Origin of the sequence: Corynebacterium vitaeruminis DSM 20294 (assembly GCF_000550805.1) — a bacterium.
GTDB classification, from domain to species: Bacteria; Actinomycetota; Actinomycetes; order Mycobacteriales; family Mycobacteriaceae; genus Corynebacterium; species Corynebacterium vitaeruminis.
In genome coordinates this window covers 13,806-29,288 of sequence record NZ_CP004353.1, presented here as the reverse complement: position 1 = coordinate 29,288, position 15,483 = coordinate 13,806, and the positions used below count along the sequence as shown (strand labels likewise).

The window sequence follows — 15,483 nt, the reverse complement described above, 5'->3', positions numbered from 1 at the left end:
TTCAATGAAAGGAAGTTAACCCCGACATTCTGCCCATTCCATGGGCCTCAACGTCGATTTGGGTGAGAGGATTCTTGGAGTTTCCTGCGCGCCCACCGAACACCTCAGCGTTTCGGTGGGCGCGGGAACAGCTCTCCTACGCCTTGCCCCGAATGTAGTTCACGGCGTTGGCGAAGATGTCCTGGGACGCAATGCCCGGGATGTTGCGCATGAGCCCGTCGCGGAAGCGCTCCGGGTGGCCCATCTTGCCGAGGATGCGGCCGTCGGCGGAGATGATGCCCTCGATGCCGTAGGAGGAGCCGTTCGGGTTGGCGGGTGCTTCCATGGTCGGGGTGCCCTCCGCATCGACGTACTGGAAGGCCACCTGGCCCGCGGCGAACAGCGCCTTGGCTTCTTCCTCGCTGACCACGAAGCGGCCCTCGCCGTGGGAAACCGGGATCAACTGGCGCTGGCCCGGCTCGAAGGTGGACAGCCACGGGGAGACACCCGGCGCGGTGGCCACGCGGGTCTCCGCGATGCGCGAGATGTGGCGCAGCTGGCGGTTATGGGCCAGCGTCGGGGAATCCTCGGTCTGCTTGGCGGGGTCGCCGTACGGCAGGAAGCCGGACTTGACCAGCGCCTGGAAGCCGTTGCAGATGCCCAGCACGAGGCCGTCGCGGGCGGTGAAGGCCTTCACGGCCTCGGCCACCTCTTCCGAGCGCAAGAACGCGGCGATGAACTTCGCGGAGCCGTCAGGCTCGTCGCCAAGCGAGAAGCCGCCGGAGAAGGCCAGGATGTTGGTCTGGGGATCGGCAAGCTTCTCGATGAACGCGCGGGTGTCCTGCTCCAACAACTCAGGCGTGAGGTTGCGGATCACGTGGAACTCCGTGGTCGCGCCCGCGGCCTGGAAGGCCTCCGCCATGTCGTACTCGGAGTTGGTGCCCGGGAACACCGGCAGCAGCACGTGGGCCTCGGCCTTGTTCGCGGCAGCCATGGCCTCCGCGCCCTCGGCGGGCAGGGACACGGCGAACTCCGGCAGAGCTTGGTCCGCGCCCTCGTACTCGGAGGTCACGTTGAGCGGGTACACCTCGCGGTAGCCGGACTCGAGGGCCTCGAGCGCCTGCGCGACGGTGAAGGACTCGGTGCCGAAGTCGAGGGTGCCGTTGTCGCTGGTAGTACCCAGCAACTCCCCGCCTGCGACCTCGGTGCCAGCAGCGACCGCCACCACGACGGAGCCGATGGCCGCCTCGAGCGACGCGCCCGGCGCGACCGCGAAGCCGAGCTCGTTGCCGAGCGCCATGTTGACGATCGCGGACGCAAGCCCGGACTCGGTGACGGCCTGGGCGGCGGCGACCTTGCCCTGGGAGGCAAGCTCGTGGATGGCGGCGAAATTGGCGCTCAGCTGCGTGTAGTCGGGATCACCCGCGGCCAGCGGGGTGTGGCGCACGAGGTAGAGCTCGTGCTGGCCCGCCGGGATGGCGGCGGAGACGGCCTGAGCGGCGTCCATGGCCGCCACGGCGAAGGTCACCAGCGTCGGCGGGACGTGGAGGTCGTGGCCGTAGGTGCCGGACATGGAGTCCTTGCCGCCGATGGCCGCGACCTGGAAACCGTCCTGGGCCTCGAGGAGCCCGAGCAGCGCCTGGGTGACCTCACCCCAGCGCTCGGCGTCCTGGTCGAGGCGCTGGAAGTACTCCTGGACACTCAGCCACGCCCCGCGCGGATCGGCGCCGGAGGCGGTGAGCTTAGCCAGGGCCTCGACCACGGAGTACGCGCCCATGAGGAACGGGGACTCGTCGGCCTTGACCGGAGAGTACCCCCAGGTCATCACCGACGCGGTGGAGGTGCCGCCGGGGACCGGGAGGGTCTGGACGCTGGCCTGCTCGTCGGTCTTCTGTGTGCGGCCGCCGTAGGGCATGAGCACGGTGGAACGGCCGACGGTGGAGTCGAACTGCTCGATCATGCCCTCCTGGGAGCCCGACGGCGCAGCCGCCAGCGACTCCAGGATGCCGGTGGTCGCGCGCGGTGCCGCGGCCGGTGCCGCGACGAGCTCGACCGCCTGCTCGCGGTGCGCGCCGTTGGTCTCGATGAACTCGCGCGAGAGGTCGAGGACGAGCTCCTCGCCCATGAACATGCGCAGGCGGCCGGTGTCGGTGATCTCCGCCAGGGCCACGGCCTCGATGTTCTCGGTCTCGGCGGCCTTAATGAATGCGTCGGCATCCCCCGGGCGCACGACGACGGCCATGCGCTCCTGGGACTCGGAGATGGCGATCTCGCGGGCGTTGAGGCCGGCGTATTTGAGCGGGACGCGCTCAAGGTGGATGTCGATGGAGTCGGCCAGCTCGCCGACCGCCACGGAGACGCCGCCCGCGCCGAAGTCGTTGCAGCGCACGATCATCTGCGCGACATCCGCGCGGCGGAACAGGCGCTGGATCTTGCGCTCGTTGACCGGGTTGCCCTTCTGCACCTCGGCGCCGGAGCGCGCCAGCGACTCCTCGTCGTGGGCCTTGGAGGAGCCGGTGGCGCCGCCTACGCCGTCGCGGCCGGTGCGTCCGCCCAGGTAGATCACCACGTCGCCCGGCTGCGGCTCGAGGCGCTTGACGTTGTCGACCGGGGCCGCGGCGACGACCGCACCGAGTTCCATTCGCTTTGCGACGTAACCAGGGTGGACCAGTTCGCGGACGCCGGTGGTGGCCAGGCCGATCTGGTTGCCGTAGGAGGAGTAGCCGTGGGCCGCGCGGGTGGAGATGTCGGCCTGGGGCAGCTTGCCCTCGATCGTCTCGCTGCGTGGGGTGTTGATGTCGCCCGCGCCCGAGATGCGCATGGCCTGGTAGACCCAGGAACGCCCCGACAGCGGGTCGCGGATCGCGCCGCCCAGGCAGGTGGAGGCGCCGCCGAAGGGCTCGATCTCGGTCGGGTGGTTGTGGGTCTCGTTCTTGAACATGAGCAGCCACGGTTCCTTCTCCCCCGAGGCGCGGTCCACGTCGACGTAGACGGAGCAGGCGTTGATCTCCTCGGAGACCTCCTGATCGTCCATGACGCCGGTGCGGCGCAGCTCGCGGCCCATGATGGTGCCCATGTCCATGAGGGTGCGCGGCTTGGCGGTGCGGCCGTTGGCCTCGCGCAGCTCCTCGTAGCGCGCCAGCGCGCGGTCAAGCAGCGGGCCGAAGGTCGGCTCGCTGTTGGTGATGCTGGTCAGCTCGGTGTTGAAGGTGGTGTGGCGGCAGTGATCGGACCAGTAGGTGTCCAACGCGGACAGCTCGACCTCGGTCGGGGTGCGGCCCTCGGAGCGGAAGTACTCCTGGGTGACCTTGAGGTCGGCCAGGTTCATGGCCATGCCGACGCTCTTGAGCAGGGCCTCCAGCCCGGCGTCGTCGAGCTCGAGGAAGTCGGGGTAGGTCGCCAGCGGCTCGATCTCGCCCATGGCTGGCTGGCGCAGGACGTTCATGTCCTTCTTGCCGGCCTCGACCGGGTTGATGAGGTAGCTCTCGATGGCGGCCAGCGCCTCGGCGCTGGGGGCCGGCTCGAACAGGTACAGCTCGCCCGAGTAGATGCTGGCAGCGGTGTCCGGCTGTAGCAGGCGCAGCGCCTGCTCCGCGGCATCCGCGCGCTGGTCGTACTGCCCTGGCAGCGGCTCGACGGCGAGGGCCGCCAGCGAAGCGTCGATAAGCGAAGAAAGCTCTCCGTCGACGAGCACTTGATCGACGCGCTCGTCGGCGACGACAGAGGCCTTCAAGGAGGCAAGGTCCGCCTCACCCGCGCCGAAGACGTCGTAGACATTAATAATGGTGACGCTATCTAGGGCGACACCATCGAGATTGTTCAAGGTCTCCCGCAACGCGGCTTCCTCGTCGCGGAATTGTGGTTTACGGCGAACTGCAAGACGTGCGTCCATTACCCTAGTCACCTTTGTCAGGCCTTCCTCACAGAGCGGAACTTTTCCACCCACTACCCTAGCGGGCACAAGCCCCGCGGAGAACTATCTGCCCACCCCTAGATTTCGCCCCCTTTGGGCCCTGCCATCCTGCACATCGCCGCGCGGCGGGTGTCGGCCGCTGCGCCTATGCTGGGCCTCACAGTTTCGCACGGTGCCGCCGCGCGACAGCCCAGCAAACCGAAGGAGCCTCGATGCGCGCCCCACAGTTCAACTACATCACCTATATTTACGGCGAATCCGTCACCTGCCAGCGCGTCTACGAGGCGCTCACGCAACGCTCCGACATGGACGTCTACCTGCAGGGAACCGGCCCGAAGTCCACGTGGGTCCCGGGCGACAAGGTGTTCTGGAAGTCCATGCCGGACGACGAGTTCGACGACATGGACCAGATCGTACTCAAGGCGGTCCCCGGCGAGATCCTGCAGTACACGTGGCACCCGATCCAGGAAATGCACCGCTACCTCTTCGACTCCGACGAGGCGTTCGAGGCGGCGCTGCCGGAGCGCAGCAAGGTCACCTTTACCATTTCGCCGCTTTCCGACGGCCTGACGGGGGCTCGCCTCCAGCTCGTGCACGACGGCTTCGACTCGGACGAGTCCGTCATGCTCCAAGGTGTCACCGAGGGATGGTCGATGATCTTGAGCTCGCTGAAGTCCTACCTGGAACTTTCCTAGGCCAATACCTTCCTGCGGGCGATAACGCCCTCGGCGGTGAAAACGAGGAGGAGGATCACCGCGGGGATGAGGAAGGCCGCCTGCGCGCTGCGCTGGTAGACGTGCAGCATGAGGATCGGCGCCAGCGCGCTGCCGAAGAAGCGGAAGGCGAGGACCGAGGAGAGCAGGCTCGTGCCACCGGGGCTGCGCAGCACGATGACGGTGACCATCGCCTGGACCGCCTGGCTGCCGATGAGCGTGAGCCCCCACACCACGCCCACGAGCCCGAGGGCGGGCACGAACGGCACCACCGCCAGCCCGCAGGCGCTCTCGGCGAGGCCCATGAGCAGCACCTTCGCGTGCCCGGCCCGGTCCGCGAACGTGCCAATCGCCCGGGAGAACAAGAACGCGGCGAGTCCGCCGCACATGACCACCAAGCCCTTGGCCACGGAATCGGCGCCGAACCGGTCGCCGACCAGCAGCGCGACCGCGAACGGCATGCCCGCAACGCCCATGCCGATGGCCAGGCAGGTGGCCATGTGCACGCTGGTGTGGGCCAGCGAGAAGCGCTGCTTGGCCCCGGTACCGGTGGTCTCGGCGGCCCGACACTCGGGCAGCCGGACGATGAGGATGAACGCGCAGACCACCGCCACGAGCAGGTAGGTCAACCGCCAGGAGTACTTCGCCGCGGCGCCGGCGATGAGCGGCGCGCTGAACACGCCGAGCGACTGGATGGCGACGAATGTCCCCAGCTCCCTGCCCAACTGGCCGTCCGGGGTGGTGCGCTTGATGAGCACCTGCAGCACCGGCGTGGTAAACGCGTTGCAGACGGCCATGACCATGAACGCGGCGAGGAAGACCCACCACGACGGCGCGACCGTGAGCACCAGCGCACCCAAGAAGATGATCACGAACGCGCGCAGAACCACCTTCGACGGTGAAAGATTGCGCACAAGATGAGTCGAGCCGAGCATGGCCAGAGCGAACGGGATCATGTACGCGGTGATCGTCGAGGCTGCCTGATTAAGGGTGATGCCGTAGGACGCGGCAAACTCCGGCAGGATCACCGCGAGCGACTGACCGAGGAAGGGCCCCACGAAGCCGCCGGCATGGATGGCGGCTCGGCGAAGATCGATCTTGGAGGTTGTCACGTCAATCATGCTTACAACCTAGCGCCGAGTTTCGCCGTGGGTACGCACGTTCGTTGAGCGCACGCTTTTCACCCCCGGATCGGCACGGTTAGTCTCGTGGGAGATCAAGCAAGACTAAACCAAGAAACAGGTTTGGTCCTCCGCAGGCTGAGGCCCCTTGCCTCGCAAGCTCAGGATGGCCAGTGAGCTGCAGAAATTGAAAAATCCCGGACCATTCGGTCCGGGATCTTGGGCTGTGGAGCATAGGAGAATCGAACTCCTGACCTTCTGCTTGCAAAGCAGATGCTCTACCAATTGAGCTAATGCCCCATCGTTCCTGTGGGCCTAGCAAGAATCGAACTTGCGACCTCATCGTTATCAGCGATGCGCTCTAACCGACTGAGCTATAGGCCCTGGGAACGAGATAGAACTTTACACAAGACCCGAGAACATTAGCAAATCAGCTGGTAGACACATATATTCACCGTCGCTCGCCAGCGGTTTTTCGCCCTCCCCGATGCGCGGGTGAGACGGTCAGGAAACTCCAACAATTAAAACGGCAATATCCGTGTTTTATGGTGTAGAGTGGCCAACAGCCGGTTGAAGAGTTCATCCGCTTCAAACGTTTTCACCCACTTCACGAAGGAAGAGGCCTGACACTAATGTTCGTTTCCTCCCAGCCAGAGACCAAGGCGGTTCACCTGAGCCCCGAGCACGAGGCCACCATCAAGGCCACGCTTCCGCTCGTCGGCGGCAAGATCAACGAGATCACCCCGGTCTTCTACAAGAAGATGTTTACCGCTCACCCGGAGCTCATCGCCGACACCTTCAACCGCGGCAACCAGAAGCAGGGCGAGCAGCAGAAGGCGCTGGCCGCCTCCATCGCCAGCTTCGCTAGCATGCTCGTCGACTCCGAGGCGCCGGACCCGGTGGCCATGCTCGCCCGCATCGGCCACAAGCACGTCTCGCTGGGCATCACCAAGGACCAGTACCAGATCGTCCACGACAACCTCTTCGCCGCGATCGTCGAGGTCCTGGGCGCGGACGTGGTCACCCCTGACGTCGCCGAGGCCTGGGACGCCGTCTACTGGCTCATGGCGGACGTGTTGGTGAACTACGAGTCGGACCTCTACCAGTCCAACAACCTCGAGGCCGGCGACGTCTTCCGCGACGTCACTGTGACCAGCAAGAAGCAGCTGTCCGACAACGTCTACGAGTTCGAGCTCACCAGCAAGGACGGCGCGCTCGTCGCCCCGAAGCCGGGCCAGTACACCTCCGTCGGCGTCATGCTCGACGACGGTGCCCGCCAGCTGCGCCAGTACTCGCTGCTCGCAGGCGATAAGAACTCCTACCGCATCGCCGTGCAGATCGACGGCGAGGTCTCCACCTTCCTGCGCGATCGCGTCGCCGTCGGCGACCAGATCGAGACCACCATCGCCGCCGGCGACCTGGTTCTTTCCGACGGCGACCACCCCGTCGCGCTCATCTCCCAGGGCATCGGCTCCACCCCGATGGTGGGCATGCTGGGCCACCTCGCAGAGGTCAACGCCACCCGCCCGGTCACCGTGCTTCACGCCGACGATTCCGCCGAGTCCTACGCCCAGCGCGAGGAGGCGCAGCTGCTCGTCGATAAGCTTTCCGACGCCCAGCTTTCGTCCTTCTACCGCTCCGAGGGGGATCGACTCGAGGTCTCAGGTCGCCTGCCCGAGGACGCCGACATCTACCTGTGCGGCGGAAACGGCTTCCTGAAGAACGTCCGCGAGCAGCTGACCGCTGCAGGCGTCGACGAGTCGCGGGTCCACTTCGAGCTGTTCAGCCCGAACGACTGGCTGGTTTAGCCCGCCAAAGAAGAAAGGGACGAGCCTTTTGGCCCGTCCCTTTTTTCGCGTCCTTTGTGCTATCCAACCAATTCGCCGTCGTCGCTCAGCGAGACGACGAGCCCGCCGAACAGGTCGACGATCGCGTTGTAGACAACCGCCGTCAGCGGCGCCAGGACGGAGACGATGATGGCGCCTATGGCCCCGATAAGGCTGGCCAGCGAGAGCACGAGCCCGAAGGTAATCCCCTGGCTACCGCCGACGCCGCCGATGATCTCGTTGACGTTGTCCCACACGCCCGCCGCACCCATGACGAAGTACAGCAGGACGACGCAGATGACCCACGCCGCGAGCCCGACGAGGCTCAGCGACAGAGCGGTCTTGAACGCCGAGAGCGGCGACACGTAGCGGATCGCTACCTTACGGTTGGCCATCTTTAGTCCTCCTCGTCGGTGGTGGAGTCATCCAGCAGGGACTGCTGCTGCTTGGCTTTGTCGGCAGGACCCGCGGCCTGGCCGGTGGCGACTGCCTCGGCCTCTTCCTCGCCTTCGCCCTCGACGTTGCGATCGATGGCCAGCAGCTCGACACCGTCCTCCAGGTTGACCAAGCGTACGCCCATCGTAGCGCGCGAGGACGGACGGATCTGGTTGACCTCGGTGCGGATGACGCCGCCAGCGGAGGTGATGGCGAAGATCTCGTCGTCATCGTCCACGGCGAGGGCGCCGATGAGCTTGCCGCGTTTCGGGTTGTACTTGAAGGTGACCACGCCGACGCCGCCGCGGCCCTGGGCGGAGTACTCCTCCATCGCGGTGCGCTTGCCGTAGCCGCCGCTGGTGGCGACGAGCAGGAACCCGCCCTCGCGGACCACGCACATGGACAGCAGCTGGTCATCGCCGCGGAAGCGCATGCCGCGGACACCCGCGGTGGCGCGTCCCATCGGGCGCAGCTGGTCGTCGGAGGCGGTGAAGCGGATGGACTGGCCCTCCTCGGAGACGAGCAGGAGATCGTCCTCGTCGGAGCACAGCGCGGCGCCGATGAGCTTGTCGCCCTCGTTGAGGTTGATGGCGATGAGCCCGCCGGAGCGCGCCGACTCGTAATCGGACAGGCGCGACTTCTTCACTCGCCCCTGGGCGGTGGCGAGCACCAGGTACGGGGCGTCCTCGTAGCTCTGGATCTGGATGACCTGGGCGATGCGCTCCTCGGGCTGGAACTCCAGAAGGTTGGCCACGTGCTGGCCGCGCGCGGTCCGCGAAGCCTCCGGCAGCTCGTAGGCCTTGAGGCGGTAGACGCGACCGAAGTTGGTGAAGAACAGGATCCAGTCGTGGGTGGAGCTGACGAAGAAGTGGCGGACGATGTCGTCCTGCTTGAGCTCGGCGCCGCGCACGCCCTTGCCGCCGCGCTTCTGCGACTTGTAGGCGTCGACCTTGGTGCGCTTGGCGTAGCCGGTGGAGGTGATCGTGACCACGACGTTCTCGCGGGCGATGAGGTCCTCCTCGGTGACCTCGCCGGTGGCGGCGACGATCTGGGTGCGGCGCTCGTCGCCGTACTTCTCCACGATCTCCTTGAGCTCGTCGCGGACGATCGCGCGCTGGCGCTCCGGTTTGGCCAGGATGTCCTTGAGGTCGGCGATCTCGAGCTCGATCTCGGCCAACTGGTCGATGATCTTCTGGCGCTCCAGGGCGGCCAGGCGGCGCAGCTGCATCTCGAGGACGGCGTTGGCCTGGATCTCGTCGACGTCGAGCAGGTCCATCAGGCCGGTGCGGGCAGTCTCGACTGTGGGCGAACGACGGATCAGCGCGATGACCTCGTCGAGCATGTCGAGGGCCTTGACCAGACCGCGCAGGATGTGGGCCTTCTTCTCGGCCTCGTCCAGGCGGTACTGGGTGCGGCGCACGATGACCTCGACCTGGTGGTCGACGTACAGGCGCAGCATCTGGTCCAGGCGCAGGGTGCGCGGCACGCCGTCGACGATGGAGAGCATGTTCGCGCCGAAGTTGGTCTGCAGCTGGGAGTGCTTGTACAGGTTGTTGAGCACCACGCGCGGGACCGCGTCGCGCTTCAGGGTGACCACGATGCGCATGCCCACGCGGTCAGACGACTCGTCCTCGATCTTGGAGATGCCCGCCATCTTGCCGTCGCGAACCTGCTCCGCGATGTTGGAGATGAGGTTATCCGGGTTGACCTGGTACGGCAGCTCCGTGATGACGATGGTCTGGCGGCTGCCCTCCTCCTCGATGGAGGTGACACCGCGCATGCGGATCGATCCGCGGCCGGTGGAGTAGGCGTCCTTGATGCCCTGCGTGCCCACGATGAGGCCGGCGGTGGGGAAATCGGGGCCCTTGACGTATTCCATGCAGGCCTCGAGCGCCTCGGCGTCGCCCGCCTCGGGGTTCTCCAGCAGCCAGTAGATGGCGTCGGCCAGCTCGCCCAGGTTGTGCGGCGGGATGTTGGTGGCCATGCCCACGGCGATGCCGTTCGAGCCGTTCATGAGCAGGTTCGGCACGCGCGACGGCAGGACGTCGGGCTCCTGGGTCTTGCCATCGTAGTTGGGCGAGAAGTCCACGGTGTTCTCGCGGATGTCGCGGACCATCTCCATCGCCAGCGGGGTCAGGCGGCACTCGGTGTAACGCATGGCCGCGGGGCCATCGTTGCCGCGGGAGCCGAAGTTACCTTGGCCGTCGACAAGCGGATAGCGCATGTTCCAGTCCTGCGCGAGACGCACCAACGTGTCGTAGATCGCCGAGTCGCCGTGCGGGTGGAACTGGCCCATGGTGTCCGAGACCGGGCGGGCCGACTTCACGTAGCCGCGCTCCGGACGGTAGCCGGAGTCGTACATCGCGTAGAGAATGCGGCGGTGCACCGGCTTCAGGCCATCGCGCACCTCGGGCAGCGCACGACCAACGATGACCGACATGGCGTAGTCGATGTAGCTGGTCTGCATCTCTTCGTTCAGGTCGATCGGGTTCACGCGATCGAAGCCATCTCCTAAGAGATCGTCACTCATAAGTCACCTTTAACTTCTCTTCGCCGCTGTGGCGGCCTGATTGGGATCATTGTGCTCGCATGCGTGCACAGACGCCCACCATTCTACCCGTTTTTGCCCCTCATTCCCTCCCTAGGCCTCCCTCTGCGCCCAGTATGGTATCACCCTGATACCATGAGCACATGGCCATGACCCTTCGCCTCACCGCCGAGCAGGACCGCGCGCTCACCCTCCTCGCCCGCCTGCAGTCCACGAGCAAGCACGAGGCCGCAGTCCGTGCGATCCTTACTGCCGCTTCGCGTTCGCTTTCCGACGCTGAAGTGCGCGACCTCGCCGCCTCCGCCATCACCGACCTGGCCGAGACCAAGGCCCGCGTAGCAAAGGCGCACAGGTGAGCGCGCCGCCGCGGGGGCTTAGCCCCGAGCAGGTGCTCGCCATCGCGGACGCCTTCGCCGAGCGCTTTCCTTGCGAGGTGGTCGACTACTCGGCGCTGTGCGCCATCGCCGGCGCGAGCTCGCCGCGCTTCGACGGGTTCCCCGTCTTCGAAACCCCCGAACCGCTGGCAGCACACCTCTCCTCCATCATCACCCGACTGAAACCGCTCAGCGCCCACAACGATGAGTTTGCGACGATCGTCGCCCGCGTTCTCCTCGGCCTCAACGCCTATTGACTCGCGCGGATATCGCATTGACTTTTGCGCTGGCTGGCGCGACACTCTTTTTAGAGAAAGTTTTTCTTCCCCTTTCCCGCATTCGGTTGCCTTGCAGGAAATAAGTAAAGTAACATCTGTGATTGTTGTGATTACAGTTAATTCGTGTTTCTTGTGTTGCTCTTCGCTACGCCCGAAATAGTAGTTTCCTGTGGCGGAAGAATGACAACGTTAGCGGTTCCTATTGTTCATGGCCCAATGATTGGCATGACCCACTATAGGAATCGCATTTTTCTTGCCTCGCCTAGAAATAATTTTCTTCGATGAGATTATGCAAGGCCATCCCGGCTCGAATAACCCGACCAAGTGGAGTCCAGCCGCTGGTCGGCGCGGGGAGGATGCCCTCCCATAAGGAACAGGAACTGCTTCCAAAAAAGGAAAACAACTCTCCGCGAACGGGCACCGCGTTGAACCGGTCGCGGCTAATATGGACAAAATGCGGCGGCCACCGGCCGCCTTTCCCCTACGTCACCGAAAGGCTTTCCACCGTGAGCTCTCTCAACGATCTTCTCGGCACCCCGCGCGAGGCCGTCGTCGCCGACCTGACCGACCTCGTCAACCGCACCGTCGACAGCCAGTCCGGAATCTCCGGCATGGCGCTCAAGGGCGCGGTCGGCGCGGCCAAGAAGATGGACGCCGACATCGTCTCCAAGGGACTCAACCGCCTGCTGCCGGAGCTGGCCAGCAGCCTCGATCCGCAGTGGCAGGGCTTCCAGGCCAGCGGCGAGTCCGACTTCGGCGCCTACCTCGTCGCGCACAAGGACGAGGTCGTCTCCGCCATCATGACCGTCGCCGACAACGCCTCCGAGAAGATCAACGTCCCAGCGCTCGTCAAGGCCTACAAGGCGATCCGCGGCAAGGCCGCCAACTTCATCGAGCCGGCGCTGCCGGAGCTCGGCGCGGTCATCGCCAAGCACATGGGCTAAGCCAACGAAAAAACACGCAGCCCAGCACCTTCGGCAGGTGCTGGGCTCTTCTCTATTCTCGATCTGAGCGACCACCGTGGCGCTCTAGGTAACGAGACCAATCCGAGAATCATGAAACACAAGTGCTTGGGAGTCATTCAGACCAACAAAGGACCTCTCAACACTTAGCTGCACATAGTCATGATCGCCAGCCTCTGCAATAAGATCGGCACGACCAACGATGAAGCTGTCCGCGCCGTCGAGAATGATCGCTTCGTCGCCTGCCAGATTCCAGTTGCGATCAAAACGCTTCTCTTGCGGGCCGGCGAGCGAATACACATCCCCGTGGAAGTTGATCCCGAGCACGGAAACTCCAATCTCTCCTCCTCTGTCGAGGTGCTTCTTGAGTGCTGGCCAGGTACCCGAGCAATGCTGGGTATAAAAGCCCACCAGCGCAGGCTCAATACTGATTCCAACGAAAGAGCCAACCACCATCCCCACTGGGCGCCCATCCACGACGGCTGCAACGAAGGTGATGGGAGTGGGCACACGACGGAGAGTTTCGCGAAGCGAAGCCTTTTCGACCTTAGCCTCAAAGGAGGCTCTACTTAGATGATTCTTCAGTGCTGTACTCATGCCCTTATTAGACAATGTTGTCTATTCATTTGTCGATCATTTCTTCCAAAGTGAAAATTTGGCATTATTTTCATTCAGAATGTAATTGTTATTTGCCGAGGTAGCTGGCATTTATACAAATAATTCTTCCGGGCGATGGAATTGTGCACCAATCTGTCTACACTAATGGTTCATGACTACAAGCATCATGAACAAACCAGTCTATTTTTCCTTTCCGGATACTCCCGTCGCACGGGTTTTCCATCAGATTAGGACCACCGCTTCCGACCGCACCCTCCTACAGAGACAGCTGGGATACTCACAAGCCAGCATCACTAGACACGTCGCTTCGCTTATGGAGGCTGGCCTCGTCGAAGAGGTGTCCGCTGCGAACCAAGAGGAGTCTCGTACAGGTCGCCCGCGTATCACGCTGGGGATCGATGGAGGACACCTGACTGCGTGGGGAGCACACGTCGGCGTCTCTAGCACCGAGATCGTCGTCTGCGACGTTGGCGGACGAATTATCAGACAGAGGAGGCTTCCCCTTGCCACGAAGAAGCTGGCACCAGAGGACCATCTTCGCACGGTATCTCACGAACTAGAGCGTTTATCTGTCGGGCTGCCCCAGCCGGTGGACGTTGGAATAGCATTTTCCTCCCACGTAAACCACCACGGATTCGTCGATTCCTCCGAATATGGCTGGCACGACATCAACGTCTGCTCCCTCCTATCGGAAATCTTCAATCGTTCGGTTTCTGTCTCAACAGGCGTGTTGGCGATGGCCGGGGCAGAGATCAGCGATACGCCGCTTGCGGCAGACCGTCGGGAGGCTCCTCTGTTGCCCTCCACTCTGTACTTCTACGCTCGGGAAATAGTGAATCATGCTTGGATTTTCAACGGCGTGGTTCATCGCCCTCATTCCGGCAAGGCTCCCTCGATCTACCGGCCTGAGACCCCCTCGCACGCCTCACCACTGAGTGTTTCTGGCATCATCGATGAAGCCACGGCGCAGGGCTTGCGCACGTCTTCCTTCGCCGACCTTGTCCGGCATTCGCAGCACTGCACCCCCATCAAAGAACTTTTCCGGGCCCGCGCCGAGGCACTAGGGGACGCCGTCGCCGCAGCGGTCGAATTCGTCGACCCCGAGGTTGTTGTTTTTGCCGGTGAGGCTTTTACGCTCGACCCGGATACCCTGCGCGTTACCGTTTCCCGAGTAAGACACACGGCTCATCCCGGCGCGCAACTGCGCATTCACAATGCTGGACGCAACATTTTGCAACGGGCGGCGAGCCAGGTTGCGCTCAGCCGCTTCCGTAATGACCCCTTGCTCTTCTCCTAGGAATCCTCCCAGTCCCCAGCAGTCTTCACGAAAATCGGGCCGCGTCGATCGATAATGATCGGCGCGGCCCTTCGCGAGAAACCCTGCGGTCACGAGGAAGCAAAGTGGCGTCGATGCCTTTGGCCGTCGACAAGCAACACCCTTGCTCAGCGATCAACCTGCGAGAAACGGGGTCTGTGGGGACGCGGCGTTCGAAGCGTCTTGGTGGTTGGAAACAGAAATCCCCAGTTTCTGCAGCGCTGGCACCACTCCCTCGCCGACATAGTAGGTTTCCTCGAGGTGCGGGTAACCCGAGAGGACAAAGTGGGTAAACCCGACGTCGTAGTAGCGCTTGATCGCGGCCGCGACCGACTCGTACGAGCCCACCAGAGCCGTACCGGCACCACCGCGCACGAGTCCGACTCCAGCCCACAAATTGTCCTCAATTTCGAGCACTCGTGCGCTCTGACCGGAGCTAAAACCCGCGCCTTGGTGGTGAAGCTCGGTCATGCGGCGCTGCCCCTCCGACTGTGAGCGCGCGAGACCCGCCTGGATCTTCTCCACCTCTGCCGGGTCAATCCCATCAAGCAACCGCTGCGCCACATCCCATGCTTCCTCATCCGTGGGACGCGCGATGATGTGCAGGCGAATGCCGTACTCCAGTTCCCGACCAACGCTATCCGCTTCTCGGCGGACACGGTCGATCTTTTCCTTCGCGTTTGCCACCGGCTCGCCCCAAGTCAGATACACGTTTGAATGCCGCGAGGCCACCTGAATTCCGAGATCGGAGGAGCCGCCGAAGAAGATCGCCGGTGACACCTCTGGGAGCTGTTTAAGCTGTGCGTTCTCAATCCGGAGGAACTTGCCCTCGAAGGAGTACGGCTGTGGATCATTCCACAGATGATCGAGAATCGTCAGGGCTTCAGCCGAGGTCAGATAGCGCTCCTCCTTGGTGGAATAGTCCGCAAAGGCGCGCTGCTCGTGGTCCTCGCCGCCGACGACGATGTTGATGAACAGCCGATTATTCGAGAATTTCTGGAATGCCGCCGCCTGCTGAGCGATGATCGTCGGGCTGACCTGTCCTGGGCGAGTGGCCACAAGGAATTTCAGTCGAGAAGTACGCGCGATCAGCGCCGAGGTGGTAATCCAGGCATCCTCGCACCACAGGCCCGTAGGCGTTAGGACGGATTCGAAACCGTTGTGCTCTGCTGCTAGGGCAATCTGGGTGAGGTAGTCGAGATCCACCTCCCGGGATCCGTGGTGAAAGCCAGCGCCATGCCCGCCGGAGGTAATACCTCGGGAATCCCCGTAGGTCGGGAGGAACCAATGCAGTGTGAGATCGCGGCTGTTCGAAGTCATGTTTCTTTCCTTTCTGTTTGAGAAGTGTTGTTCAGCGGATGCGGGGGCCATAGCTGGCTTCCCCGGGTGCGGATCAGATCA

General features: G+C 63.7%; 12 protein-coding genes and 2 tRNA genes. 6 read left to right on the top strand and 8 right to left on the bottom strand.

All coding sequences use genetic code 11. The features are described from left to right. Window positions 1-136: 136 nt before the first annotated feature. Window positions 137-3,871: a phosphoribosylformylglycinamidine synthase gene (locus B843_RS00115; RefSeq protein ID WP_025251496.1), complete on the bottom strand. Its 3,735-nt coding sequence runs from the start codon at window positions 3,869-3,871 to the stop codon at window positions 137-139. Window positions 3,872-4,104: 233 nt separating this feature from the next. On the opposite strand from B843_RS00115, the gene B843_RS00110 reads away from it, so the two are divergent. Continuing rightward, window positions 4,105-4,587, top strand: a complete 483-nt coding sequence (locus tag B843_RS00110) for an SRPBCC domain-containing protein (protein ID WP_025251495.1) — start codon at window positions 4,105-4,107, stop codon at window positions 4,585-4,587. On the opposite strand, the gene B843_RS00105 is transcribed toward B843_RS00110, so the two are convergent. From B843_RS00105 to B843_RS00095, 3 genes are all read right to left on the bottom strand, one after another. Next, window positions 4,584-5,726, bottom strand: coding sequence for an MFS transporter (locus tag B843_RS00105; protein WP_038595066.1), 1,143 nt, complete (start codon window positions 5,724-5,726; stop codon window positions 4,584-4,586). The genes B843_RS00110 and B843_RS00105 overlap by 4 nt on opposite strands. A gap of 227 nt (window positions 5,727-5,953) precedes the next feature. Further along, window positions 5,954-6,026, bottom strand: a tRNA-Ala gene (locus tag B843_RS00100). Between the two features lie 10 nt (window positions 6,027-6,036). Continuing rightward, window positions 6,037-6,110, bottom strand: a tRNA-Ile gene (locus B843_RS00095). Between the two features lie 248 nt (window positions 6,111-6,358). Here B843_RS00095 and B843_RS00090 point away from each other — a divergent pair. Then, window positions 6,359-7,534, top strand: a complete 1,176-nt coding sequence (locus B843_RS00090) for a globin domain-containing protein (RefSeq protein WP_025251493.1) — start codon at window positions 6,359-6,361, stop codon at window positions 7,532-7,534. A 59-nt stretch (window positions 7,535-7,593) separates the two neighbouring features. Here B843_RS00090 and B843_RS00085 read toward each other — a convergent pair whose 3' ends face one another. Further along, window positions 7,594-7,947: a DUF3566 domain-containing protein gene (locus tag B843_RS00085; protein ID WP_025251492.1), complete on the bottom strand. Its 354-nt coding sequence runs from the start codon at window positions 7,945-7,947 to the stop codon at window positions 7,594-7,596. Between the two features lie 2 nt (window positions 7,948-7,949). Continuing rightward, window positions 7,950-10,517 carry a DNA gyrase subunit A gene (gene gyrA / locus B843_RS00080; protein ID WP_025251491.1) on the bottom strand — a complete coding sequence of 856 codons (2,568 nt, stop codon included), beginning with the start codon at window positions 10,515-10,517 and terminating at the stop codon, window positions 7,950-7,952. Window positions 10,518-10,678: 161 nt separating this feature from the next. On the opposite strand from gyrA, the gene B843_RS00075 reads away from it, so the two are divergent. The 3 genes from B843_RS00075 to B843_RS00065 all read left to right on the top strand — a co-directional run bounded on the left by B843_RS00075 (window position 10,679) and on the right by B843_RS00065 (window position 12,131). Then, the gene (locus B843_RS00075) at window positions 10,679-10,891 is read left to right on the top strand and encodes a hypothetical protein (protein ID WP_025251490.1); all 213 of its coding nucleotides are present in this window, start codon (window positions 10,679-10,681) and stop codon (window positions 10,889-10,891) included. After that, on the top strand, window positions 10,888-11,166 hold the full coding sequence (locus B843_RS00070) for a hypothetical protein (RefSeq protein ID WP_025251489.1): 279 nt from the start codon (window positions 10,888-10,890) through the stop codon (window positions 11,164-11,166). Before B843_RS00075 ends, B843_RS00070 begins: the two co-directional genes overlap by 4 nt. A 527-nt stretch (window positions 11,167-11,693) precedes the next feature. Beyond that, on the top strand, window positions 11,694-12,131 hold the full coding sequence (locus B843_RS00065) for a DUF6918 family protein (RefSeq protein ID WP_025251488.1): 438 nt from the start codon (window positions 11,694-11,696) through the stop codon (window positions 12,129-12,131). Window positions 12,132-12,215: 84 nt separating this feature from the next. Here B843_RS00065 and B843_RS00060 read toward each other — a convergent pair whose 3' ends face one another. After that, on the bottom strand, window positions 12,216-12,746 hold the full coding sequence (locus B843_RS00060) for a flavin reductase family protein (RefSeq protein ID WP_025251487.1): 531 nt from the start codon (window positions 12,744-12,746) through the stop codon (window positions 12,216-12,218). A gap of 172 nt (window positions 12,747-12,918) precedes the next feature. Between B843_RS00060 and B843_RS00055 the strand changes: the two genes are divergently transcribed. Further along, window positions 12,919-14,064 (top strand): ROK family transcriptional regulator, encoded by a 1,146-nt coding sequence (locus tag B843_RS00055; RefSeq protein WP_025251486.1) that lies wholly within the window; start codon window positions 12,919-12,921, stop codon window positions 14,062-14,064. Window positions 14,065-14,217: 153 nt separating this feature from the next. Here the strand turns inward: B843_RS00055 and B843_RS00050 are convergent, their stop codons facing one another. Next, window positions 14,218-15,402: an LLM class flavin-dependent oxidoreductase gene (locus tag B843_RS00050; protein ID WP_025251485.1), complete on the bottom strand. Its 1,185-nt coding sequence runs from the start codon at window positions 15,400-15,402 to the stop codon at window positions 14,218-14,220. Between the last annotated feature and the right edge of the window lie 81 nt (window positions 15,403-15,483).